Raw genomic sequence first — 24,259 nt, forward strand, 5'->3', positions numbered from 1 at the left:
CTTTTTTTTGCGTGTTCGCCTTCCTTGCCACAACGCTTTACACTATAATTATAAAAAAGCATGCTTGAAAAATGTTGGGTAAAACGGACAATATCATGCGGCAAACAGGACATTTTCACAAAATGTAGAACTTGCGCAGGGAGAGCTCACGATGAATCATCCCGTAGAAACATACCGTGGAGAGTACTTTTTTCAGAACAACCAGCTGCTTTACGTTAATCGTGCAAGTGAAAGCATCATGAGCCCCTATCATGATCACGATTTTCTCGAATGCGTATATATTGCAGAAGGAGCCGGCTATCACCATATCGGAGATCAGGTGCATAAGGTGCGGAAAGGTCAGGTATTTTTCATCCCTATCGGCATTTCTCATGTGTTCAGGCCCATTTCCTCCGACCAAGCCCGCAACCCATTAAGCGTATTCAACTGCGTCTTTTCTCCATTGCTGCTGCATAAGCTTAGTGCATTCGCTTCCGATTATCGCAGCGCGCAGTTTATTAATGATATGGAAAGCGGCAATTTTCCCTATTATTCTTGTTTGGATACAAATAGTCAGTTTGAGAAGCTGTTTCTATCCTTGCATAGAGAATTTGAACTGACTCAGAGCGGCTCGTCCGATTACTTGCATACGCTGCTGCTCCAGCTGCTCATTACTCTGCAGCGCTCTGTTGCTAGCGATCCGGAAGTTACGGCTCGTGCACCGCAGCAGCTGGAATTTATAAAGCTGTTACATGATCTTGATCAGCGTTTCCAGCAGGAGCTGACCCTAGCGAAGCTGGCCGAGACTAGCGGCTGGAGCGAGCGTCATCTGCAGCGGCTCTTTCAGCAGTATACGAAACAAAGCTTTCATCGTTATTTGCAAAATTTGCGTATTCAAAAAAGCCAAGAGCTGCTTCGCGGCTCTCAGCTAAAAATCAGTACCATTGCCGAAATGGTTGGCTATCGCGATATTCATTCTTTTAACGCATTGTTTAAAAGGTGCACCGGCATGACGCCTAGCGTCTATCGCAGAGGCTAGAGAATAACCTCAGCTGGCATGCCTAAGCAGAAGGAGGTTCAATATCATCATGTTTACTCTAAAAGAAAAGCTTTATTTGCTTCAGCTGCTGAAGCAGCAAAATCGGAAACGTTTATTTGGCTTTGGCAAAAAAGACCCGGTCCATGATCGGCTGGTAGAGAAGCTGGAGCAAATGGTTCGAAACGAGCAAGTTAACAAAGAACAACTATAATAGACTGCCATATTTCATGCCACGCATAGTCAGTCACAGGAGGAATTATGACAGGAAAGACCCATCTTGCCATCGGAGCAGCTGTTGGTGCAGCCGCTTCTGTTTATTATCCCTTTACGATCGAGCACGCCGCTTTGTACATTGCTGTAGCCGGATTTTCAGCGCTAAGCGCTGATCTTGACGGACCAAGCATGCTCAGCACCAAGCTCAGCAAGCTATCGAAGCTCATTCGTGAGCTTACGCTTTGGTCCGGGTGCCTGCTAGCCGGAATCGTTGCCTATTATTTTTTCACAGATCAGTCTCCATCACCGGTGTACATAGGCGTCGCAGCCGCTATCTTCCTACTGGGTCTTGTTGCTAAACAAGGCGTTATCCGAAATGTGCTTGCCAGCGCGGTTGGCTGTGCGGTTATGTACGCAGGCTACTACTACCAAATGAACTGGCTTATCGGCTTCGGACTGTTTTCTGCTTGGGTGCCTTGGCTGAAGCACCGCGGTATGACGCATACAATATGGGCCGTTCCGATTTGGGGATATATCGGCCTTGGACTGGAAAATCAGCTCCAAATCGAAGGGATCGCGATCGTGGCTATGCTAGGTTATTTATCTCATCTCGTAGCGGACACGCTCACGCCAAGCGGCGTAAAGTGGCTATATCCGCTTACGAAAAAATCTTTTAAAATCCGTTTATAATCTAAAATAAAAGCGGCAGCCTGGACGAGTTACTAACGTCCGAGACTGCCGCTTTTTATTTAGCCCACTATCTTCTTGATCAGCATCTGCTTCAAAATAATCATCTATTTGTCTTGTTTTACTTGCTCCATAAATGCCCGGAAGTTCTCAGCGATTTCTTTTGACTTGGTATGGTGCAAATAATGACCACCTTCAAATGTCATCACTTTACCATGAACAGAATCTTTTATTTGCTCTTCATGCAGCGGTATCCAACCTTTTACGCCTGTGTTATTCGCTTGTATAAAGAAAATAAGGGGAAGCTCTTTTGGGAATGATAAGCTTCGAGCTGCAACAAAATTGGGATAAAGATTTTCCAATTCATTTATGCTGGTGCTATTAAACATGTTTTTGTTTTGCAGCATCTTCATTTGTTTTTTTGTTTCATCATCATATGGCATCCCAGCAAACGGATCCTCACCAAAACTCGTCATCAATCTGCCGAAACCTGATTGCTTGAGCAGTTTAAAAGTTCCTAATGGTAATTTTTTATCCATACCGCCTTGCGTTGGAACACTCGTATCGATCCCAACAAATGCACTCACTTCGTTTGGATATTTGTTCACATAATCGAGTCCGTAAATGCCTGTAATGGAGTGACCCATTAAAATAAAACGATCAATATTAAGGCTCTGCAGCGCTTCATGAATTTCACTTACAATATTATCTGTCGTTCTTTCTTTGTTGGTTCTATCACTTAATCCATAACCAAAAGGCTCAACCACGACAACTTTGTAAAATGGCGACAGCTCATCAATTAACGGCTTAAAATCAAGCGCTGGTGTCGCAGTTCCTTGACCAGGCAGGAGCACGATTGTTTCTTCGCCTTGTCCCTGAATCAGAACATTCATATTTTTCCCGTCTACCTTTACAGACTGACCATAGGGTTTAATTTTACCTTCCTCTGATTTGCTGTTGATCTTATTCACAACAAATACTGTAGCTACAAAAAGGACGATTGCTATAACTATTACTGCTAATACTTTAAGTAAAATGAACAATATTTTTTTCATTTTACTGGCTGGTTTTTTACCTGAATTCAAATCCATTTTCTTTACCTCTCTTATGCTCACTCTCATCTTCTCCTGTCATTTTCTCTGTGTTGGGCACTCTTAATTGGCCGCTAAAGAAAGCTTATACGACGAAGATGTACTCCGCGTGACGGCAATATGAACTGAATATGAACAGCAAAAAAAATGCTGCGGCAACACATGCAATGAGTTTGCACAGGCTGCTGCAGCATAAAGTAAACGAGCGATGTCGACTAATACAATATGAATCGAATTATTCTGTCGGAGTAATGATTGGCAGGGTGACAATGAAGGTCGTTCCTCGGCCGGGCTCACTTTCCACTCGGATGTCACCTTGATGAAGCGATACGATCTGTTTAACGATGGCAAGCCCCATTCCGCTGCCTTCATATTTACGGCTATGGGAGCGATCCGCCTTAAAAAAGCGCTCGAAGATACGCTTCTGATCCTCTGGCGCAATACCGATGCCGCTGTCGGATATTCGGACGGTCACGTTTTTGATATCTTGTTTGATACTCACTTTAATGATGCCGCCATCCTGCGAAAATTTGATGCTATTGCCGATTATATTAGTCCAAACCTGATTTAACAGATCATGATCAGCTGAAAAAATAATGGTAGGCAAATGGAGCTCGAAATCGATATTGCGAGTCGACCACTGCGGCTGAATCGCGACGATAATTCGTCTTATTTGTTCGTCAAGTCTAAATGCGGTCAGCCGCATCTGTTGTGACTGTGATTCAAGCAAACTCAGCTTTAGCAGACTATCACTCATTTTGGACATCCGTTCGGCTTCAGCAATAATAATATCTAGGTAGCGAATTCGATCCTTATCCGCAACATTTGCTTGCTTGAGCGCTATAGCATAGCCAGATATCGACGTGAGCGGAGACTGAACTTCGTGCGAGACATTCGTTACGAATTCTCTGCGCATCTGCTCCAACTGCTGCAGGTCATGCATCATTTCTTCGAAGCTTCGAGCCAGCGTTCCCAGCTCGCCCGTTTGTTTAATATTCAGCTTGACGTTGAAATCGCCAGATGCTATCCGTCTAGTCGCTTTTGTCAGCTTTTTGATTGGTCTTATTAGAAATATAGAGGCAATTAGAATAAATAAGCTGCCTGTAATCAACGCATAAGCGACAAAAGATAATCCCCATTTGAATACAAAAGAAGCAGATGGAGGGGAGAGTGCCTCCACAAACATCGCTTTCGTTCCCATGTCTGTTTTGAGCGGCAATCCTATGAAAGTAACAGTCACCCCCTTCATACGAACCCGAACCATTTCTCCAGCTAATACCTTCATCACTTGTTCCTTGGCTATTACAGCAGGCTTATGCCCGTGCAGCGCTCCGAAAGACTGGAATCGATCCGTCGTTTCATAAATTCGAATATGATAGGAATTGAGCTGCTTCATTCCACTTACGAACTTGTCCGCATCACGTGAGGGGATAGCCTCATAAATTCGCGCGATGTCTTGTCCAAAATTACGCATCAAAATTTGCGAGTTTTCACTCAATTTTTCTTCAAATGCCCAAGTTGCCACAAAAAAAGCAATGATCGTGCCCCCGATCGTGGAGACTAGAAAAATGAGGACGACTCGTGTATATAAAGATTTAATCATTCGTGCACCTCAAGCCGGTAGCCAAGCCCGCGCACCGTCTCGATATGAAAATCGGTAGTCGTCGCGAACCGTTCGCGCAGTCGTTTAACATGTACGTCTATCGTTCGATCGTCGCCTGCATAATCGATCCCCCAAATTTGATCGATCAGCTGCTCACGCGTATAGATTTGTCCAGGTGTTCCGGCGAGCTTATAAAGGAGTTCAAACTCCTTGAGCGGCAACGCAAGTGATTCCGTCCCTCTCATTACCTTATAGGTCTGCCGGTCAAGAATGATGCTGCCGAGCCGTATCGTCTGCGTAGAGCCAATTCGGTATCTTTTCAGAAGAGCCCCAACACGAGCCGTCAGCTCCAGTGGATCAAATGGTTTCGTCAAATAATCATCCGTCCCGAGCTGGAAACCCTTCACCTTCTCCCATGTTTCGCCTCTTGCAGTCAGCATAAGTAACGGAAGATCAGGATTGCTTCTTCGGAGCTCCTTGCACAACGTCCAACCATCCATAATCGGCATCATAATATCGAGTACGACAAGATCAATATGTGTCTGTGCATAGACAGCCAGCGCTTCCTTGCCGTCTCCCGCTTCAGCCGTTTCGAATCCGTCATTGCGTAGAAATAAACAAACGAGTTCGCGAATGTTCGCATCATCATCAGCAACCAGTATAGTAGGCATTCGTTCCCTCTTTCCCTGTTATGCGTCCATATAATAGTAATCATTATACTATAAATCGTGTTGAATGATAAAAACAGCACAGAACAGACAAAAGCAGCTGACCTTTGAGGTGAGCTGCCGCTTTTTTTATATCAGGTACCGCAAAAGGTTTGGTATGGACGAGTTGATACCCCAGGGAGCGTGTAATGATCAGACCGTTCGCGGGAGTGATTGTATGGGCTCGAAAGAACACTCAGAAGCTGCTCCATCACACGGTTGTCGCCTTGCTTCACTGCGGCTTCTAGCGCCTCTTCTACTCGAAGGTTGCGCGGAATTACCGCAGGGTTGCTTGCGCCCATCAACTGATAAGATGCCGCTTTGGATTCCGGCTGCCTGCCAAGTCTCGCTTGCCACAGCTCATACCATGGTGCAAATCCCTCGGTACCAAAAATAGCTGTGTCTTCAGGTTTATCTATTGTGAACGAGCGGAAGGTATTGGTGTAATCCGCACCATGCTCCTGCATCATGCGAAGCAAATCTGTAATTAGAGCCTCGTCCTCAAGCTCCTCATTAAAAATTCCAAGCTTCACTCTCATTCCATTAAGCCAGCTCTGATGGTACAACTCTGCAAATCCAGATAACGCATCCTCTGCCAGTTTTATAGCTTGTTCTTCGTTGTCATGCAGCAGCGGCAAAAGCGCCTCAGCAAATCTAGCGAGATTCCACGCGGCGATACGCGGTTGGTTGCCATAGGCATAACGGCCATGAACATCAATGGAGCTGAATACCGTTTCGGGATCATAGGCATCCATAAAGGCGCAAGGCCCATAATCAATGGTCTCCCCGCTAATCGACATATTGTCTGTATTCATCACACCGTGGATAAAACCAACGAGCTGCCATTTGGCGATTAGCCCTGCCTGACGCTTAATCACTTCTTGAAGCAGGCGAAGATAGCGATTTTCAGCGTCGCCAACCTCTGGGTAATGCCTTTGCAAAGTGTAATCAGCAAGTTGTCTGAGTTCTTCAGCCGTACCCCACTGGGCAACATATTGAAAAGTGCCAACGCGCAGATGGCTGGAAGCCACGCGGGTCAGAATTGCACCCGGCAGCTCCGTTTCGCGGTATACAGGCTCGCCAGTTGTGACAACGGCGAGGCTGCGAGTGGTAGCAATACCAAGCGCGTGCATAGCCTCACTTATAATATATTCGCGAAGCATAGGTCCAAGTGACGCCCGGCCGTCGCCTCCACGGGAGTATGGCGTTCTGCCAGAACCTTTAAACTGAATATCAAACCTCTCACCTGTGGGCGTAATTTGTTCACCCAGCAATAGCGCACGGCCATCCCCTAATCTGTTAAAATGTCCAAATTGATGCCCAGCATAAGCTTGAGCAAGCGGCAAAGCGCCTTCGGGAATCTCGTTGCCAGAAAGCATAGCAGCACCGTCCTGGCTTAGAAGCGATTGAACATTTAAACCTAGTGATTTTGCGAGCGATTCATTCATAATATTCAACTGCGGAGAGTGCACAGGCGGCGGGCTCATTTTTGTGAAAAATGAGTCCGACAGCCGTGCATAACTGTTGTCAAAGTTCCAACCTATTTTATCTAATGCTGTTTCCTCAGTCATCGTATCTCCTATATTCTTGTGTCGTTTATCTTCGTTATTGCATGGTCATCTAATGGAAAAAAGTCATAAATACCATTTATCACCTAGATGGTTCCCATATTTTCGCAAGGCAATTCGTTTTATATAGATTGATTATAACACCATTTCCTCCTTCGCTTCTCCTCTTTGAACCTGAGCAAGCGTTTGTGGGTGGTTTGATTGGTCCAATACTGTGAATAGCAGACTTCGAATAGGAAAATGAATGCATAGCCATTGAGCAGAGTGCTGCATGATCAATCTAAGTACTTCTCGGGATATAGCAGCTTCTGCAGCCTCAAAAGGATCGCCGCCGCTTGCTCTCGGACCAGCGTCTGCCGCGGATTGAACTTGCCGTCGCTGCCGACCATCACCTTATACTCGTTGACGGCTTGGATAGCGTGGAGACTCGTCGCGGATAGACCCTTAATGTCGCTGAACGCCATTCGACCCTCACTGCCGAAGGTTGCTAAACGACCAGCATTTGCGGTCATCATCGCTGCCTCTTCACGGGTAATCGTACGCTCTGGCTCGAACCGCCCGGACGTACGGTCAGTAATGCCGAGCTTTGCAGCTCTTGCGATTTCGTCGCTGTACCATTTGCCCGCTGGAACATCATTGAAGGGAGAGCTGCCAGCAGGCTGATCCGTAGCGCCGTGTACCAAGCGGAGCAGCATGGCTGCGAACTCAGCGCGAGACAATGTCTTTTTCGGAGCCAGCACATTATCCTTCACGCTTACGCCCTGAATGTAACCTTCATAAAGTGCATGTGCCATATTTTCTCTTGCCCAGCCAGCAACTTGATTAGCATCCTTAAAGTCAGCCAACGGAGGAGCAGAGACCGATAAATAGTAAAGATTTTTGGCCACAGCAGGCGCAGCATCCTTCCGATACCCGGTAAGAGTAACAACATGCACACCGGATGGCATGCCTGCAAAAGCCACTTTCCCTTTCGCATCGGTCACCATCGTCTTCCCACCTACTGTCACCGTTATATTCGGCGCCGGCAGATGACCCGATTTACGATTCGCTTTCTTAACGAACAGCTCGAAAGGAGAATTCGCTGAAGGCCGTCCCTCAGCTAGTTCGCCATTTACATTTGAGCCATTAACCACGACTAAGTCGATAACCTCGGTTGTATCCGAACCATAATAAAGCAGCAATCGACTTCTATCACTAAGAACATTCCCGCTGCTAGCATTTTCTGGGAACATCCAACTGCCATATCTACTATACTCAGCGAACTTCCATCCATTCTTTCCGCCGTATTGCAGGGCGTCGATGCCTTTAATCGAGGTGATTACCATCTCCCCGGAAGGAGCTGTCTTCGTCTCATAGGCAATTCCTTCTTGCTTAAGAAAAGCAAGAGCCGTATCAATCGCCTTACCGCCACTTGGAACGCGTCCTTGTGCAATCGTACCGGTAGGCCCCTCGATCTGAATAATCGCGCTGCCCGCAGCCAAATTCAAGTCATCGATCAGCCGTTCTTTGCCGTTCACATGCAGCTTATAAGCGGTCAACGCCAAATAAGCGTGGAGCGTCGCCGTCATATCCAAAACGCCATCGCTGCGCTCCGAGAATCCACCTTCATCCAATCGACGAGACATCAGAAAATCGAGCGGCTGAACGCCTCCCTGCTGCGCGAACGCAGCAGCGTCCATTCGTTGCGATGACAGTGCAATGATAACCTGTGCTGTCGCCGCTGTGCTGAATTCGAAACCGCCGTCGACTGATTGCTGCATGCGCAGCCACTCCAGCGCTTTCTGCTCTGACTCCGTCAGCTCCCGATCTTGCGATCTCGAAATGAGTGACAATCCTGTCACAGCTACAGCCGTTGCCATAGCACTACCTTTCCCATTAACGGACTCGGACCAGCTTCCATCTTTCAGCTGCTGATTTGTGATGATATGAGAAAACGCGTCAGGATACCAGAAAGGGTTTGAATTAGGAGAGTAGGGACTGGAACTCTTCGCCACGACATAAGCGGGTACGAGTTCATATATCCCTTTCTTCTCAAGGTCAGGATTGTTCAAAACGGCTGAGAAAAAATCAAGACCAGCGATATTGTTAATGTTGCTGCCGCCAGCAGCAGCATAAGCGATCACCGTTCTTGTCATTTCTGTATACGTATCAAATCTTCCGCCATTGTTTAATATGACATCCGCTTTCTCCTGCAGGAAGCCTTTTGGAACTGCTCGGCCGTTCTTTGCAAATCCGATCGCCGCCCAATCCGAAAAGGGCTTCTGATCATATAGCAATTGCTCCGCTTCCTTTAATGCATCCTGCATGTCTGTTGTGAAGGCCAGCGAACGATCGACCTTGCTGCTTGCGTTAACGCTGCCGCCAGATGCCAGCTTCTCCGGCGTATTGGCTGACGCGACGCCAACAAGCAGCTGCAACATCAGACATCCAGCCAGAAAGACGCGCCCCATTCTCATTATTAATTTCAATCCATTTTGTTTCATTCGTATTGCTCCCCCTCCTGCAAATCAACGTAAATCGTTTTAATGGTAAAATTTACACTAATTGTTAGACGGTACAAAACGTTATTTGTTTCGAATCATCTAAATAAAAACGGCGATAGACTAGGGCGTCATCATGACGTGCTAGTCTGTCGCCGTATAGTTGGACAATAGCAGGCTGGCTTAATTCCATACCTGATCCAATTTGTCTGAATAAAAAAAGATAGCTCTCTTGTACGACTGAACTCCCTCATCAGCGCTCGTTTCAGCTAATTGCTTCAATAAAATTTCCATTGCCTTGTCGTAAGCCTTCAAGTTGTATTGAACCATCGCATAAAACACCTGAAACTCTCTACGTTCTGGAAACTCTTTTATTGCTACTTCAAATATACGTTTTGATTCATCATACATGCCTAAAGTACGATATGTACTCCCTAGGCCTAACAATGCCCCTTCTCTTTCTTTACCTACTAATCCTAGTTCCAATGATTTTTCATAAAAAGGGACGGCTTCCCTTTCGAGTCCCATAGCATCATGAACCCATGCTAGTTGATACCATATCGAAGAATTTTGCTGCTCTTCTTTGACTAAATCTATTAGCAATGTCTTGGCTTCTTCCAGTTTCCCTGCTTCTCTTAAACTTATGGCGGTATGAAGCTTATCCATGATATTCATTCCTTTTAAAATCAATTCGTTTCGTTTCGTTTCGTTTCGTTTATAGTATCATAATTAGGAAATCAGCCTAATTCTAGTTTATTTATAAAACAAAATCGAATCTGAGCCGCACTTGCCCGATTACACTTTCCGATTCAATCATCAGTCCACAGACAGCATGCCAAGATCACTTTTCTAACGAACAGTATCATGCTTATTACGCAAAAAACTGCATCTTTTTAAATTTAACGAACCTTATTCACGCTATTCCATGATTTACAGGGTGCTATAAGTAGTTTTTCGCGAAATAACGATTCTGGAGTTCGTTATAATTTTAAACCGTTCCGAATGATTCAAATAAGACCTGTTGGGTTCGTTAGCCATAGTCTAGCCCAAGATCTAAGATCACAATGACCTCTCCTATCAGAGGCCGTACAAGCATCAAAAGTATAGTTACCTTGTGTGGCAACGAAAATGTATAATTTGGAATATAGCATGTTGATTTGGCACAATTAAAATAGGGCTGTTCCAAAAGTAGATAAATCTACTTTCAGGACAGCCCTACCCTATTATTAACCTAGCTTACACCTGCAAAGAATGTTTCGCACGAGCGATCTGTGTCGCTTCAACCATGTTGCGCAAGGAATCAACGGTTTCTTCGAGTCCACGTGTTTTAAGTCCGCAGTCTGGGTTAATCCAGAACAACTTCGGATCAAGCACACGCAAAGCGCGTTCGATCATACTCGTCATTTCCTCCACTCGCGGAATACGCGGGCTGTGGATGTCGTATACGCCTAAACCTATACCCAGCTTGTAAGTATTCAGCTCAAAGCTATGAATCAATTCACCATGACTGCGTGAAGTCTCGATGGAGATAACATCTGCATCCATCGCTTCAATGGAATCAATCATGTCATGGAACTCGCAATAACACATATGCGTGTGAATTTGCGTCGTATCCTGAACCGTGCATGTAGTCACGCGGAAAGCTTTGACAGCCCAAGCTAAATAGTTGGCTTGGTCTTCTTCCTTAAGCGGCAGACCTTCGCGAACCGCAGGCTCATCAACCTGAATCATCCCAATGCCCGCTTGCTCAAGCGCTTCTACCTCTTGTCTAAGCGCATAGGCAAGCTGGTAAGCGATTTGCTCACGCGTAATGTCATCACGGACGAACGACCAGTTCATGATCGTGATCGGTCCCGTAAGCATTCCTTTAACTGGACGTTCAGTCTTCGACTGAGCATACTTCGTTTCCTCGACAGTCATTGCTTCTTCAAACGCTACATCTCCAAAAATAATTGGCGGCTTCACGCAGCGGGAGCCATACGACTGTACCCATCCGAACTGAGTGAACGCAAAGCCCGCAAGCTTCTCACCGAAAAACTCAACCATATCTGTCCGTTCAAATTCGCCATGCACAAGTACATCCAGTCCGATTTCTTCCTGAAGCTTAATCCAGATATCGATTTGCTCACGGATGAAGTTAGCGTATTGTTCATTGTTCCAATCACCCTTGCGCCATTGTTGACGGGCTTTGCGCACCTCTGCGGATTGCGGGAAGCTGCCAATTGTCGTCGTTGGGAAAATCGGCAATTGCCATTTTTTCTGTTGTGCAATATGACGCTCAGAAAATGGCAGATTGCGTGTTGGATTCTGCTCGCTAATAGCGGCTACGGCTTGCTGAATGTTGCTCCGATTGCGCTCGCCTGATTGCTTAAGCGCCTCTAGAGCAGCATCACATTTCTCAAGCTCGGCAGTAATGAAAGCATCTTCTGAAGTAACTGCTTTCGCAAGAAGAACAATCTCATCCAGCTTCTCATCTGCAAATGCTAGAGCACCCTTTAGTTCAGGCAATAGCTTAGTCTCATTTTGCACTGTGACTGGAACATGAAGCAGGCTGCAAGATGACTGTACAATTAGCTGTTCAGCCGTTACGACTTCAGCCAACTCTTTCAACAATGCCAATTTATCGCGAAGTGACGCTTTCCAGATGCCGCGGCCATCAATGACTCCTGCACCTAGAACCTTGTCCTGAGGGAAGCCAAATTGCTTAATGAATGACAAGTTTGCGGACAAACCGTGTACGAAGTCAAGCCCAATTCCTTTGACCGGCAACGCAACGATGTCAGTATAGTTTTCTACGGATTCGAAATACGTTTGCAGCATGATGTTTAGATTAGTTACCGATGCAGCAAGCGTGGTATAAATATTTTTTAGGCGACTGCGATCAGCATCGCTAAGTTTTGTTACAAGAATTGGTTCATCTATTTGTACCCACTGAACGCCTTCTTTTTCAAGCTCTTGCAGGATCTGCACATAAAGCGGCAGCAATCGATCCAGCCAAGCATCCGTCTCTGATTGACTATATCCTTTTGACAGCTTCAAGAAGGTTAATGGGCCAACAATAACAGGTTTACCCTCGATACCGAGCTTTTCTTTAGCTTCCAAATATGCGATAAGCGGCTTATTCTCTGTAAGTACAGGTGCTGCTCCGTCCAGTTCAGGTACGATGTAGTGATAGTTGGTGTTAAACCACTTGGTCATTTCGCTTGCCGTTGCATCCTTCGTTCCGCGGGCAATGCCATAATAAACCGACAGTGGTACTGAACCGCCTTCATATGTGAAGCGCTTCGGAATGATCCCGAACATTGTTGCTGTATCAAGAATGTGATCGTAATAGCTGAAATCATTGACCGAGATAAGGTCGATGCCTTTCTCCTGTTGCTTGCGCAAATGATTCAAACGGATTTCTTGAAGCTTGCCATGGAACTCTGATTCTTCAAGCTTGCCTGCCCAGAACGCTTCTAGCGCCTTCTTCCATTCCCGATCCGCACCAATACGTGGATATCCCAAAACACTGCTTTTCACCATCTCGTAACACTCCTATACAAATTGTTACAAGAAAGATAACACGTATTCACTGTTATAGAGTAACTGGATTAAACTATATCTAGTCATAGCCTTAAGCTATACCCGCACTTTTATTTGCCAATCGCTTGTTTGAGTGCCTCAATATAGGCCGATCCGAGCTTGGATAAGGAAGCATTTCGCTGTGAAATCCAACCTACATTAATCGTCTCCTCGCAATCGAGCGGCACAGGAATAATCTCATTGCCGTTTAAATCAGCGCTTAGAACGCCAGTTGATATTGTATATCCATTTAATCCGATCAACAGATTGAACAGCGTCGCCCGATCATTTACACGGATGCTTTTTTTATGAGTCATCGTACTTAAAATTTCTTCTGAAAAATGAAATGAATTGTATTCGCCTTGGTCAAAGGACAAATAAGGATAATTTTGAAGCTGGTCAATGGTCACGATCGATTGATTGGCTAACGGGTTATTAATGCTGATGAAAATATGAGGCTTAGCTGTAAATAAGCTAATAAACTGTAAATTCGCCGTTTTGAGCAGCTTATTGATGACCTTCCCATTGAACTCGTTAAGATACAAGATTCCAATCTCGCTGCGCAGGCTTTTAACATCTTCAATAATTTCGTAGGTTTTAGTCTCACGCAATGTTAATTCATATTCTTCCTGACCATACTCGCGAACCAAACTGACAAATGCATTCACTGCAAAAGCATAATGCTGAGTAGAAACCGAAAAATGCTGCGGCGAAGGCTTGGCATTAAGGTAACGGCTTTCCAACAATTCCGCCTGCTCAACGACTTGCCTTGCATAACTTAAAAACTCAACACCTTCCTTAGAAAGTGAAATTCCTTTATTGGATCTCTCGAAAATCTCTAGCTGCATTTCCTCTTCCAGATCCTTAATGGCATTGGAAAGACTAGGCTGAGAAATAAACAACCGCTTGGCTGCCTCATTAATGGAGCCTCGATTGGCAACCTCAATTACATATTTTAATTGTTGTAGAGTCAATGAAATACTCCCTTCTAACATCCTGCTTGTCTTTCTTACATTATACATATAAAACAAGTCAAACATTGCATCCTCTGCTGTTTAAGCATAAGAAAAAGGAACCCGAATTGCAGCGGATTCCCAAACGTTCTTTAAAGCTATCGCTGGAAGACTGACTCTACGTCCATCCTTCAGTTTTTGGCTATAGCACTGCTTTCGGTACAATCATTTAATATACCTCTACTGATGAAAGGTGCGATTGACACTAGTGCTTTTAAGCATTCTTTCTCAAAAGCTTTTTTCGCGCATTCATCAATCGCACCTTGATTAATAAATGGGGCTAACGATACGTACTTTTTGTATATCAATCGGTGCTTGAGCCCAGAATTTCTCAAACCAGATAAAATTCAAGTAGTGCTTGCAAGGCCTCACGATGCTCGTTCAACCAGTTATTTCGTGTTTGAAATTGATGGAGTATATAGTTGAAATTAGCTTCAATCGGTTTACCTGAGTAATGCTGGCCTATATAAATATGGAGAACTGCAATATGATAAATCTGCGTCATGAGCTGCAAATGATTAATTTCTTGAATAGTTGCCTTGCGATAAACGGCATAGCCCTTGATATAAGCTTCAGTCAGTTCCATAGATCCATTCGATATTTGCAAAATATGATTAAGGCTGATGACAAATTCCATAAAACCAGCATCAATCGAAGTGAAATCAAAATCCAATACGCCACATATGTAGTTGTTTTGGGACAATAGGTTGAATATGAGCAAATCATGATGAACGAGCTGCCTTGGCAAACTTTTTAGCTGGTGAATAGACATCTCAACGGACAAAATCGTATCTTTATAGAAGTTCAGGTGGGATTCAGAAATGTAAAATGGCGGATTTTCAATAAAAGAAGTTATATCATTACGCTCGGCGAGTGGATGAAGATCATAAAGATCCGAGAAAGCTTTTCCATGGTGATCTAGCAGATCAGTTTCATATTTGCTCAGTGTTGAAGAGATTTCTCCAACTACCTGACCAAACTTCAAGGCTTGTTGTGCTTCTACTATTTCTGGTACACGGCCTTCAATAAATGATACGACCGCACCTAAAGTACCGTCTGCTAATTGTATGTATTCCTCCCCATTGAGCGCCCGAAGAAATACAGGCACTTGAAAAGTAAGATTACTGCCACTTAAAAACGAAGTTATTTTCGATTCCATTTCCATGCTTTGAACATTTTTCGTATAGCGATCGTAGATGCGGACTACATATTTTCGATCATTGATTTTAACAATCTTCGTGAGGTTTGTTAAACCAAAAGGAACGGACTCGATTTCATAGCTCGGATGAATAAAATAATAGTGTATTAGCTCATCGATTACTGTCTGCATCATATCCCCCTAATCCTAATAAAGAATTCTATCCTTCTATTTCCGAGCTTTCACAATGAGAAAATGAGGATTAGTCGAAAGACGATCATACCAACGCTTATACCAATCCATAGCATGTGGTTTATCTTTAAAAGCTAAATCCGGCTGCGGCTCGATGATTTGATCAATGATAAATTGGTCAGATGTGACATTCAGAATCTCTTGAAGAGGCCTCCTATAAAATGTAACCTCCACAGGGCCAGATTCTTTCTTGTTCCAGGTTTCCATAAGCAGCTCGTGAGCGAAATAATCAGGTCTTTCAAAATGTTTAAAGTCCATAAATGGATGATGTACGGAGAAAATAACTTGTCCACCCGGTTTCAATATGCGATGGAATTCTTGAAAGGTTGGCGCCCAATCATCGATATAGTGCAGGGTTAATGAGCTTACTATAAGGTTGAATGTTTCGTTTTTAAATGGGAGGGGCTCAGTTAAATCACAAGCGAATACTTCTGCCTCATAACCAACTCGTCTTTTGCATGCTTCTACCATAGCAGGACTCAAATCAATAGCCGTTACTTGAGCACCGCGCTTTAAAAATTGCTCCGTGTACCAACCTGCAGCACAGCCAGCATCAAGGACTGTAAGTGAATTCATATCATTTGGCATAAGTTTCATCATTGCTTGCCGCTCATAATAAGCGTTGTGCCCACTCTCCGTATCCACATGCTTTTCGTAGTCTTTTGCAAGTTTGTCGTACGCTGTGACAACCTTTTCCTTCATTTAGTTCACACCCTCCTATTTCTAGCTATAACAGCAGCTTGATAATACCATAATTTTTCAATTATTAGGTAAAAGACAGCCATCACAATGGCTGCCTCCTATTGGATCAAATGATTATATTTTAAGAGCTGGAAATAATGCTAGAGATATGCTCACAATTTTCAACCATAACCTATCAAAAACAAATTTGAAAAATGCCACGTAGAAATAGCTAGCGGGATAATGGATAACAGCTTAAGCCAATTCTTTTTAGCTGCAAATCCGACCACTAACATGATTACTCCTATGATTAACAATACAATCAGTGCTAAAAATGACATCTTGATGCCTCCCAGCTCGTAATCCAGCAATCATCTGCTTCCTTACAGATCAATTCTAATAAAAACCTTTTCTTGAAACGAGTACCAACTTTTTGTAGTACCTATTCATATATGGTTTCTATCATCTTGCTTGATTGTTAAGAGAAGCTTGCCAGTACAAAGCGTTTAAACGAGGTTAATCAAGGTCAGTGAATAGCTCTTCTGCCCTTATCTTTAATTGATTATTTCGATGCTCCAAAAAACTTTTCATGTACCTTTTTAATATCAATCTTTCTGTGATCCACCCAATTAATCCAAACGGAGCTTCAAAAACCAATATGTCTTTCATTAATGTCATTCCATCATGTTCCTCAAATATATGCTCATGTCTTAAACTTTTAAATGCCCCCTTGCTCATTTCGTCTACAAAAAGATAGGGTCTTTCATATTCCGTAATTTTCGAGGTGAGTTTTTGTCTGATTAGAAAATGAGTAGCCTGAAAGGTCACGGTTTCTCCTTTATTAATCATGCCTTCAATCGTTCCTGCTATGGCCCTCTCCTTCGTATGTTTCCAGACCGTTTGAGTATGTACGTCTATATTCCTCGCTAGATCAAAACAATGATGTATTGGAGCATTTATAAGAACCTCGGTTTTAACAGTAACCAATCCAAACACCTCATTAAGCTACAATTACTCTTAAAGCCAGCATTGTACCCATTTTTTAATTAACTTATTAGGCAGCCAAAGATCAGAAGTTAATAAATACCTTCCCGAGCTGCAACTTCATTTTATCATTACTGGAAATTCGCTGCCTGCCAGCTTGATAAAATAAAGCTAATTTTTTTTTTGGAAGCTGTCGATATTCTAATTTCTCATTCGTTGTCTAATTAGAGGCTGAGTTCATCGGTTATCTACAAAAATAATCCAAACTATGGGATGAGAGGATGTTATAAGATGGCAAAACACACAACTTATATTATGTCGGAGGACGCAAAAGCTCAAGCTGAGTTCTATACTCATGCGCTCGGTGGTGAGATCCTGTCCGTTATGACGCATGGACAGCTTCCTGATGCAAAGGAAGAACTCAAGGATAAAGTTGTTAACTTGAGTCTGATGGCTGGAGGAATTCACTTTTTAATGTCCGATTCTGTATTTGAACCAATCATTCGCGGGAACGCCATACATCTGTGTCTCGAGTATGAAGCAGAGGCTGAAGCCCGCGAAGCCTTCGATAAGCTAGCTGTAGGCGGCAACATAAAATGCCCGTTAGAGCCCGCATTTTGGGGCACATTGTTCGGACATATTGAAGATAAATACGGCGTAATGTGGATGATCACCACTGCTGGACCAACTGCCTAAACAATCATTGCATGTGCAAAGCCCGCCCGAACATAAAATCGGGCGGGCTTTTTTGAGGTCTGCACATCTGCAACTCTTCCACCATAGTTATCCGTTAGCTGAATATATTTGAGGGAATCTCGCCATCGGAAAAGTAACGGATTGCCTTACCTTTTTCTTCAGCATATTGAATCTCTTTTTTTGTACTGTTGCCTATATATCCATCCACATCAATTACGAATATTTCATCAGAAATATCTATTTTTCTAAAATGCAGCTGCCCTAGTAACTCTGCTTGTTCTTCTGTAATTTTAAAACCATCACTTTGTTCAAAAAAAGCAACGCTAATAATAATATTGCCTTGAAGTGTAAGAAACGCGTTTGCTTTTTCAAATTGATCTTTGAATTTTGTAGAACCGCATAAAGTTATTACTGCCATGTTCAATTCCTTTCTGATGATGATCTTATTATAGGGCATCCATTGATAGCTTCAATTCCGTTTTCATTCATCCAACACGCTGGATATTTTGAATTTGACATGTGAGTGCTGTTCAATTTGCGTTTGCAAAAAATCTTCAAATGATTCAGAGAGCATAACAATCCCCTTATCACTTCCTTCATACCACTCCAGGACAGGTGAATTGTCATTTCCATTTAACTCAAAAAATCGAATTTCATATCCTTGATGCATCGAGAATATAAATGCGTTCTCTAAAAGTATTATCGGATAATTATTCTCTCTTACTAATTCTCTAGCTTCAATCTGTAAATCCCTCAGCTGCGAGAATCCACTATCGCTTCCTTGAAACAATTTCCCATGATTATGACCAGCTGCCAATAAGAATTCTTGATAAGCAAATGGTAATTTATTGCCAATCTCACTTTCCAATAAGCTAAGTTCTGCTTCTGTACATCCTTCAAAAGGTATATTCATTTGCAATTTGTTATCATGCAACAGCTTCAATATTAGATGTCTATTCAGAACAAAATCTCCTATTCTCTATTGAGTTTTCGTTAAACATAGATTATCTGCATCCATCCCTTAATGAAAATGCATAGTGATACGGTCAGCTGTTACCGTTATTTCAGTAACAGACATCTGAACTTACTCTGTGTACTTAACTACTCGCCAAAAAGGGCTCTATGTGAATGTGTACGTAGGAAATGCTGTGCAATTCAGCAATACGTTTCTCAATTTGTTCTGAAATGTCATGGCTTTCGCCTACATTTAGCTGATGGTCTACGGCAATCGTTACGTCTACCAGTTTGTTATTCCCGTGAATACGAGCTTTTATATCAATTATTTTCTCTACGCCTGGGGTATCGGAAACGGTTTGTTTAATGGTTTGAAGTTCTTCATGATCAAAACCGTCAGTAAGCGCATGCGAACAATCACGAAAAATATCCCATGCTGTTTTACAAATAATGATGCCTACAATTAGGGCTGTGACTGGGTCAAGCCATGGCAAGCCAAATTGTGAACCGATGATGCCAACAAAAGCGCCCATGCTTACAAGAGCATCCGAACGATTATCTTGTGCGGCCGCCATCATTGCGTGACTATTTATCTTTTTTGCTAAACGAATGTTGTAAAGGTAAACGAAATAAATGGCTATGGCACAAAATAGGGCAGTCCAAGCTGCTATAATATCTGGTGATTCAATTGTTGGAGCTCTGAACTTCATAACCGTCTGATACAATACTTGTATACCAACAGCGAACATTATAAAAGAAGCGATTAGGGCAGCTACCGTTTCAGCTCTGTAATGACCATACCGATGGTTTTTGTCCGGTGGTTTCCGTGATATTTTAAGCCCAATCAACACGGCTATAGAAGCAATAATATCGGTTGAGTTGTTCAGACCATCAGCTGATAAGGCTTCGGAGCCAGTGAGGTAACCTATAATTAACTTTATTGCGGACAAGAAAATATAAGCGCCAATGCTCAGCCATGCACCTTTTTCGCCTTGTTTGATATCATCATACGTATCTTGCACTTATTTCACTCCCAGTCGGTTTTGCAGAACAAAACCTATGTTACTTGATAGAATGCGTGTGGGTCTAGAGAAACAGTTTTGTTTTTGGCATCAAAAATAAGCTCAGACAAACAGTGTTGCACAGCCCCAATTTTTAATATCGAATCATACAACTTGCAAATAATAAAACTGGCCTTCGATTACACACACAAAAACAGCAGCCTTATGGCTGCTGTTTCGATTAAACGATACGATTTTTAGTCAAAGTTTCCCGTCAGTTCAATCGTTTTTGTGGCGACACGGTCGTGAAATTCACGATCATGTTCCACGAACACAATGGTCGGTGCGTACTCATGCAGCAGCTCCTCAATCTGCATCCGGGAAATAACGTCAACAAAGTTCAGCGGTTCGTCCCAAATATGCAGATGAGCCTCTTCACATAGACTTCTCGCGATCAGAACCTTTTTCTTCTGTCCGCCGCTAAACGCCGACATATCCTTCTCAAACTGGATACGGGCGAAATCAAGCTTTCGCAGCACGCTCTTAAATAAACTTTCGTCGATTCCGTGCTCTGCTGCATAATCAGAAAGTGACCCTCGCAGATGAGAAGTATTCTGGGATACATAGGAAACGCGCAGCTGAGGATCAAGCCGAAACGTACCGGTATAGTGAAGCGCCTCGCCGTTTAGCAGGTGGAGCACGCTAGACTTACCCGAACCGTTTGGACCCGAAATGGCGATCCGATCTCCTTGTTCGATCGTCAAACTAACGTTTTCGCAAACTGATTTTTCCCCGTAATAAATCGAGATGTGATCCAGCACAGCCAGTTCAGATTTGGAATACGCGAGTTGAGAGATCACAAGGCTTTCTGACTGTTCAATATTTCGAAGCAGTTTCGATTTCTCTTCTACAGCGGCGTTTTGCCGCTGCTCAATGGATTTCGCGCGTTTCATCATTTTAGCAGCTTTGTGACCGACATATCCTTTATCCAGTTTGGAACCGGAGTTTCGTGTGCCGTTTTTCGATTTTTCAATCTCGTGGGACCAGCCGCTCGTGCGTTTGACAGAGCTAGATAAACGCTCGATATCTTTGTACAGCTTCTCGTTTTGTGCCAATTCGAACGTGTCCTGGCGGGTTTTGTTCGTCCACCAGCTGGAGAAGTTGCCTTTTTGAATTTCTATATTTGTTTTGTTGATCGATAAAATATGATCGACACAGCGGTCGAGAAATGAGCGGTCATGTGACACAAGAATAAAACCGCGCTTCGTGTTTAGATAATCACCGACAAGTTTGCGTGCATGTAAGTCGAGATGATTGGTTGGCTCGTCGATGAGCAGAAAGCGATTGTCCTGGATGAACAGCACGGCAAGCAGTACCTTCGTTTGCTCGCCTTGGGACAGCGTTTCGAATGGCCGGTACAACACATCTTCCGAAACCTTAAGCAGATTTAGTTCTCGCATCAGCTTCCAGCGCTCATAGTCTGGCACGATTTCTTCGATGACGTCGACAGTCAAATATTCCGGATGTTCAACGGGAAACGGAAAATAATCAAAGGCAACGGGTGCGGAGATCTTGCCGCTGTATTCGTATTTCCCCTGCAGCAGGTTAAAGAACGTCGTTTTCCCCCGACCGTTTCGCCCTGTAAACCCGAGCTTCCAGTCTGTATCGATTTGAAAATGAACATTCTCGAATATGAGGTCATAGCTGACTGGATAGGCAAAAGTGAGATTAGATACTTGAATCGCGGGCATGGCGATCATCCTTTCGTATGAAAATAAAAAAGAGACGCAAGAAAGGTGCTTTCTTGCGTCTCTAATCCATACGAGGAAATACAGCCCCATTTTATGAGACTGGATGACTAGCCGGATAGGGAGCGCAAACGAAATACAGACCTTTCTTGCAGAGACGAAATAAACCAACCACAGCGGATCGCTGAGTTCGTTCTATTCGTGATCTCACAGCAAGAAAGTTCTACATTGTATTCGTTCAACTCCCGTCATCAAAATTAGGTACAGTTTATCACAATCTTAATTTAACTACAACCTGCGAAGTCCCGTCATACGCTCTGAGCCATTTAGTTCTTTTCGATAATAGATTCTCGAAGACTCTTAGAAAGACTTTTGACAACCAGCTCGTAAGAATGATCAATCATTTCAAAAACATCCGACTCTGGCAAAGAACCGTCGATCGTAATTGTATTCCAATGCTTTTTATTCATATGGTATCCTGGTCGAACAGCCTCATGCTGTTCCCTTAAGTTTTCCGCAATTATCGGATCACATTTCAGGTTTAAGCGAAGATGCTCCCCTTTGTCCTCAAAAATAAACGCGAATATTTTACCTGCAACTTTAATGACCAACGGTTCGAATCCGAAGGGATAATCCTTAGACGCTCCGTTCTTCGTTAAACAGTATTCGATGATATTATTCTTCAAAACAGCAGCTCTCCTTTTACGATATTAAAATGACTCATTATAAAATTAACCTACAGCTCAGCTAATGGCTTTACAAATTTCATAATCGGTTAAATCGATATCCACTTCCATTCCTAGTGCTAGCTTAGCCAACTGGTCTCCGATATAAGGCCCCATCGTCAAGCCGGAAGCCCCGAGACCGTTTACCGCAAGCAGTCCCTCCCAATCTGGAATGGCGCCTATAACCGGAAGAAAATCGGCAGTAAAAGGGCGAAAGCCTACTCTTACTTCCTGAAATGTACTATCTGCCAGATCAGGTGCGAATGGAAGACATTTGCTTAAAATTTCATGCATTCCACCGGGTGTGATCCTCGTATCATAACCTTCGATATCATTTTCATGAGTTGCCCCTATGACGATTTTTTGCTGATCAAAGGCGAGCAAATATTGATCGGAAGGCGGCATAACAACCGGCCAGCTGCCAGTATTCTGTTTGGCATCTGGAAGCTGCAAATGCATAATTTGCGCTTTCTGATAACCCACTTTAAAATCAATGCCCAACGGTTGCAGCAGCTGCCCTGCCCAAGCCCCTGCACAGACGATCACGATGTCAGCCGGATAACTAATTGCCTGGGCCGTTACACCCGTTATTCGGTTGGATTGATATTCAAGCCTAGCATCCCCATAGATAAGCTCAGCCCCATTCCTCTGTGCAGATCGAAGCAAAGCATCGCGCAGCGCACGGCCGTCCACACGAGCGGCTCCACTAATATGAACGGAAGAATATCCTTCGACGAGCAGCGGGAAGAGCTCTCGGGTCCGATGTTCATCAAGCTGCTTTATCTCACCGATTTCTGGAGCTTCTTCTAAACGCTTGTAAGCTCTCTCTTCCATCTTCTCGATTTTCTCCGAATCCATATGTATACTGAGGGCGCCGACCTTGGCATATCCGGTTTCGGTTTCCCCTTCAATTTCCAGCTCTTCAATTAAAACAGGGTAATAACTCGCTCCGGCCTTAGCAAGGCGATACCACGCCTTATTGCGCCGCTGCGACAGCCAAGGACAAATAATGCCAGCTGCTGCATCCGTAGCCTGTCCTTCATCTTTCCTATCGATAATGAGGACGTCTGCACCCTGCTTAGCCAAATGGTATGCAGTTGATGCTCCAGCAATTCCTGCACCAATGACAATGATCTTCATGATGATTTCACTTCTTTCTATAATCGCTCTTCTCATTATAACGAGATCCCTCTCAAATAGAAAAAGCCGCGTATGACGCGGCAATTTATGTTTCTTATGAAGTGCAATGGTCTATTATCTAATTTTAATCATCTGACATATCCGTTAACGATATAGGTATTTCAACATAATCAGGTCCTACAATCTTTACACCATCTTTTTCATCTGAGCCCACCGCAACCGAAATACTGAATTGATCTGACTCTTGTATTGCCTTTTTATCAGAAACTAAGTCAATCACAACCGTTCCTGTACCGCCTCCCGTTGATTTATAGGCGTTTCGTCCTCTTCCAACTTCAATTATCGCTCTCCATTTATTTTCTGTATCCGCGGTAGTCAATGTCGTTATATAGTCCGCAGGTATGGATTTTGTTTCTTTTTCAGGATAACTGCTTGTAATGTTTGAAATATACCATTTATCAGGAATATTGAAAGCAACACCACCCCAGTCTTTAGGGTCGATTGAAATCGAAGCAACAATCTGTATATGTTCCGGAATTCCTTTGTCTCCCTTGATAAATAATGTTCCTTTTGCTGATGTATTCAAATCTGTAGAATCAGAACTCACGCTAAAACTTCTAGTTTGAACTATCTTTTCGTTAATTGCTGTTTTGTGAATAAATTTCTCTTGTCTTGATGACAGCAGTAAAATTAAAAGGGTCACACTAATTATTAATACAGCAAGCAACATGTATCTCGCTTTTATAGTCATATCTGCCCTCCTTAGCAGTCCACATAGCTTTACCTTTTACGAAGCAAATCAGCTTCTAAATACTTTATAAGGTAAAACGTTACTCGTAAATGATATCGTATAAATATCTTAACATATATTGGTTTTTCATCCTTATTGAATTAATCTTTCAGTGAGACACACACTTACCACTAAAATAAAAACAAAAATAAGAAAAGACCGCCATCAGCGGTCTTGGACTTACAGCGACAGCACGAACAAAAAAA

23 protein-coding genes are annotated in these 24,259 nt (G+C 43.4%); 4 read left to right on the forward strand and 19 right to left on the reverse strand.

Going from position 1 to position 24,259, the window contains the following annotated elements:
- The first annotated feature begins 151 nt into the window (after positions 1 to 151).
- The 3 genes from BK120_RS09420 to BK120_RS09425 are packed head-to-tail and all read left to right on the forward strand — an operon-like array spanning position 152 to position 1,921.
- Positions 152 to 1,018: an AraC family transcriptional regulator gene (locus BK120_RS09420; RefSeq protein ID WP_076267235.1), complete on the forward strand. Its 867-nt coding sequence runs from the start codon at positions 152 to 154 to the stop codon at positions 1,016 to 1,018.
- A 49-nt stretch (positions 1,019 to 1,067) separates the two neighbouring features.
- Complete coding sequence (locus BK120_RS35210; RefSeq protein WP_179089772.1) at positions 1,068 to 1,229, forward strand: hypothetical protein; 162 nt, start codon at positions 1,068 to 1,070, stop codon at positions 1,227 to 1,229.
- A gap of 47 nt (positions 1,230 to 1,276) precedes the next feature.
- On the forward strand, positions 1,277 to 1,921 hold the full coding sequence (locus BK120_RS09425) for a metal-dependent hydrolase (protein ID WP_076267236.1): 645 nt from the start codon (positions 1,277 to 1,279) through the stop codon (positions 1,919 to 1,921).
- Positions 1,922 to 2,025: 104 nt separating this feature from the next.
- Here BK120_RS09425 and BK120_RS09430 read toward each other — a convergent pair whose 3' ends face one another.
- The 12 genes from BK120_RS09430 to BK120_RS09485 all read right to left on the reverse strand — a co-directional run bounded on the left by BK120_RS09430 (position 2,026) and on the right by BK120_RS09485 (position 17,011).
- Positions 2,026 to 3,009, reverse strand: coding sequence for an alpha/beta hydrolase (locus BK120_RS09430; protein ID WP_076267413.1), 984 nt, complete (start codon positions 3,007 to 3,009; stop codon positions 2,026 to 2,028).
- A gap of 235 nt (positions 3,010 to 3,244) precedes the next feature.
- Positions 3,245 to 4,612, reverse strand: a complete 1,368-nt coding sequence (locus BK120_RS09435) for a sensor histidine kinase (RefSeq protein WP_076267237.1) — start codon at positions 4,610 to 4,612, stop codon at positions 3,245 to 3,247.
- The gene (locus BK120_RS09440; RefSeq protein WP_076267238.1) at positions 4,609 to 5,283 is read right to left on the reverse strand and encodes a response regulator transcription factor; all 675 of its coding nucleotides are present in this window, start codon (positions 5,281 to 5,283) and stop codon (positions 4,609 to 4,611) included. Before BK120_RS09440 ends, BK120_RS09435 begins: the two co-directional genes overlap by 4 nt.
- Before the next feature lie 131 nt (positions 5,284 to 5,414).
- A complete protein-coding gene (locus BK120_RS09445; protein ID WP_076267239.1) occupies positions 5,415 to 6,890 on the reverse strand; it encodes a protein adenylyltransferase SelO in 1,476 nt (491 codons plus the stop codon).
- A gap of 272 nt (positions 6,891 to 7,162) precedes the next feature.
- Complete coding sequence (locus BK120_RS09450) at positions 7,163 to 9,370, reverse strand: S-layer homology domain-containing protein (protein ID WP_076267240.1); 2,208 nt, start codon at positions 9,368 to 9,370, stop codon at positions 7,163 to 7,165.
- A 180-nt stretch (positions 9,371 to 9,550) separates the two neighbouring features.
- Positions 9,551 to 10,033 (reverse strand): tetratricopeptide repeat protein, encoded by a 483-nt coding sequence (locus tag BK120_RS09455; protein ID WP_076267241.1) that lies wholly within the window; start codon positions 10,031 to 10,033, stop codon positions 9,551 to 9,553.
- Between the two features lie 570 nt (positions 10,034 to 10,603).
- Positions 10,604 to 12,892 carry a 5-methyltetrahydropteroyltriglutamate--homocysteine S-methyltransferase gene (metE, locus tag BK120_RS09460; RefSeq protein WP_076267242.1) on the reverse strand — a complete coding sequence of 763 codons (2,289 nt, stop codon included), beginning with the start codon at positions 12,890 to 12,892 and terminating at the stop codon, positions 10,604 to 10,606.
- Positions 12,893 to 13,002: 110 nt separating this feature from the next.
- Entirely contained in the window at positions 13,003 to 13,905 is a 903-nt protein-coding gene (locus BK120_RS09465) for a LysR family transcriptional regulator (RefSeq protein WP_076267414.1), read from the reverse strand.
- Between the two features lie 370 nt (positions 13,906 to 14,275).
- Positions 14,276 to 15,277: a phosphotransferase gene (locus tag BK120_RS09470; protein ID WP_083681807.1), complete on the reverse strand. Its 1,002-nt coding sequence runs from the start codon at positions 15,275 to 15,277 to the stop codon at positions 14,276 to 14,278.
- A gap of 33 nt (positions 15,278 to 15,310) precedes the next feature.
- Positions 15,311 to 16,036 (reverse strand): class I SAM-dependent methyltransferase, encoded by a 726-nt coding sequence (locus BK120_RS09475; RefSeq protein WP_076267244.1) that lies wholly within the window; start codon positions 16,034 to 16,036, stop codon positions 15,311 to 15,313.
- Positions 16,037 to 16,197: 161 nt separating this feature from the next.
- Entirely contained in the window at positions 16,198 to 16,356 is a 159-nt protein-coding gene (locus BK120_RS35215) for a hypothetical protein (protein ID WP_179089773.1), read from the reverse strand.
- A gap of 175 nt (positions 16,357 to 16,531) precedes the next feature.
- Complete coding sequence (locus BK120_RS09485) at positions 16,532 to 17,011, reverse strand: SRPBCC family protein (RefSeq protein WP_372238969.1); 480 nt, start codon at positions 17,009 to 17,011, stop codon at positions 16,532 to 16,534.
- Between the two features lie 279 nt (positions 17,012 to 17,290).
- On the opposite strand from BK120_RS09485, the gene BK120_RS09490 reads away from it, so the two are divergent.
- Positions 17,291 to 17,695: a VOC family protein gene (locus tag BK120_RS09490; RefSeq protein WP_076267247.1), complete on the forward strand. Its 405-nt coding sequence runs from the start codon at positions 17,291 to 17,293 to the stop codon at positions 17,693 to 17,695.
- A gap of 94 nt (positions 17,696 to 17,789) precedes the next feature.
- On the opposite strand, the gene BK120_RS09495 is transcribed toward BK120_RS09490, so the two are convergent.
- The 7 genes from BK120_RS09495 to BK120_RS09525 form a co-directional block, all read right to left on the reverse strand.
- Positions 17,790 to 18,113: a hypothetical protein gene (locus BK120_RS09495; protein ID WP_076267415.1), complete on the reverse strand. Its 324-nt coding sequence runs from the start codon at positions 18,111 to 18,113 to the stop codon at positions 17,790 to 17,792.
- A gap of 63 nt (positions 18,114 to 18,176) precedes the next feature.
- The gene (locus BK120_RS09500) at positions 18,177 to 18,608 is read right to left on the reverse strand and encodes an SMI1/KNR4 family protein (RefSeq protein ID WP_076267416.1); all 432 of its coding nucleotides are present in this window, start codon (positions 18,606 to 18,608) and stop codon (positions 18,177 to 18,179) included.
- 184 nt (positions 18,609 to 18,792) lie between these two features.
- On the reverse strand, positions 18,793 to 19,671 hold the full coding sequence (locus tag BK120_RS09505) for a cation diffusion facilitator family transporter (protein WP_076267248.1): 879 nt from the start codon (positions 19,669 to 19,671) through the stop codon (positions 18,793 to 18,795).
- 236 nt (positions 19,672 to 19,907) lie between these two features.
- Positions 19,908 to 21,401 carry a ribosomal protection-like ABC-F family protein gene (gene abc-f / locus BK120_RS09510; RefSeq protein WP_076267249.1) on the reverse strand — a complete coding sequence of 498 codons (1,494 nt, stop codon included), beginning with the start codon at positions 21,399 to 21,401 and terminating at the stop codon, positions 19,908 to 19,910.
- A gap of 323 nt (positions 21,402 to 21,724) precedes the next feature.
- The gene (locus BK120_RS09515) at positions 21,725 to 22,084 is read right to left on the reverse strand and encodes an MmcQ/YjbR family DNA-binding protein (RefSeq protein ID WP_076267250.1); all 360 of its coding nucleotides are present in this window, start codon (positions 22,082 to 22,084) and stop codon (positions 21,725 to 21,727) included.
- Between the two features lie 57 nt (positions 22,085 to 22,141).
- Positions 22,142 to 23,266, reverse strand: a complete 1,125-nt coding sequence (locus BK120_RS09520) for an NAD(P)/FAD-dependent oxidoreductase (protein WP_076267417.1) — start codon at positions 23,264 to 23,266, stop codon at positions 22,142 to 22,144.
- A gap of 121 nt (positions 23,267 to 23,387) precedes the next feature.
- Positions 23,388 to 24,014: a hypothetical protein gene (locus BK120_RS09525; protein ID WP_076267251.1), complete on the reverse strand. Its 627-nt coding sequence runs from the start codon at positions 24,012 to 24,014 to the stop codon at positions 23,388 to 23,390.
- Between the last annotated feature and the right edge of the window lie 245 nt (positions 24,015 to 24,259).

This window comes from Paenibacillus sp. FSL A5-0031 (assembly GCF_001956295.1).
Classification (GTDB): Bacteria; Bacillota; Bacilli; order Paenibacillales; family Paenibacillaceae; genus Pristimantibacillus.

Coding starts and splice junctions, on each gene's coding strand:
- BK120_RS09420 (WP_076267235.1), top strand. CDS start 152: ATGAATCATCCCGTAGAAACATACCGTGGAGAGTACTTTTTTCAGAAC.
- BK120_RS35210 (WP_179089772.1), top strand. CDS start 1,068: ATGTTTACTCTAAAAGAAAAGCTTTATTTGCTTCAGCTGCTGAAGCAG.
- BK120_RS09425 (WP_076267236.1), top strand. CDS start 1,277: ATGACAGGAAAGACCCATCTTGCCATCGGAGCAGCTGTTGGTGCAGCC.
- BK120_RS09430 (WP_076267413.1), bottom strand. CDS start 3,009: ATGGATTTGAATTCAGGTAAAAAACCAGCCAGTAAAATGAAAAAAATA.
- BK120_RS09435 (WP_076267237.1), bottom strand. CDS start 4,612: ATGATTAAATCTTTATATACACGAGTCGTCCTCATTTTTCTAGTCTCC.
- BK120_RS09440 (WP_076267238.1), bottom strand. CDS start 5,283: ATGCCTACTATACTGGTTGCTGATGATGATGCGAACATTCGCGAACTC.
- BK120_RS09445 (WP_076267239.1), bottom strand. CDS start 6,890: ATGACTGAGGAAACAGCATTAGATAAAATAGGTTGGAACTTTGACAAC.
- BK120_RS09450 (WP_076267240.1), bottom strand. CDS start 9,370: ATGAAACAAAATGGATTGAAATTAATAATGAGAATGGGGCGCGTCTTT.
- BK120_RS09455 (WP_076267241.1), bottom strand. CDS start 10,033: ATGGATAAGCTTCATACCGCCATAAGTTTAAGAGAAGCAGGGAAACTG.
- metE (WP_076267242.1), bottom strand. CDS start 12,892: ATGGTGAAAAGCAGTGTTTTGGGATATCCACGTATTGGTGCGGATCGG.
- BK120_RS09470 (WP_083681807.1), bottom strand. CDS start 15,277: ATGATGCAGACAGTAATCGATGAGCTAATACACTATTATTTTATTCAT.
- BK120_RS09475 (WP_076267244.1), bottom strand. CDS start 16,036: ATGAAGGAAAAGGTTGTCACAGCGTACGACAAACTTGCAAAAGACTAC.
- BK120_RS35215 (WP_179089773.1), bottom strand. CDS start 16,356: ATGTCATTTTTAGCACTGATTGTATTGTTAATCATAGGAGTAATCATG.
- BK120_RS09490 (WP_076267247.1), top strand. CDS start 17,291: ATGGCAAAACACACAACTTATATTATGTCGGAGGACGCAAAAGCTCAA.
- BK120_RS09495 (WP_076267415.1), bottom strand. CDS start 18,113: ATGGCAGTAATAACTTTATGCGGTTCTACAAAATTCAAAGATCAATTT.
- BK120_RS09500 (WP_076267416.1), bottom strand. CDS start 18,608: ATGAATATACCTTTTGAAGGATGTACAGAAGCAGAACTTAGCTTATTG.
- abc-f (WP_076267249.1), bottom strand. CDS start 21,401: ATGCCCGCGATTCAAGTATCTAATCTCACTTTTGCCTATCCAGTCAGC.
- BK120_RS09525 (WP_076267251.1), bottom strand. CDS start 24,014: ATGACTATAAAAGCGAGATACATGTTGCTTGCTGTATTAATAATTAGT.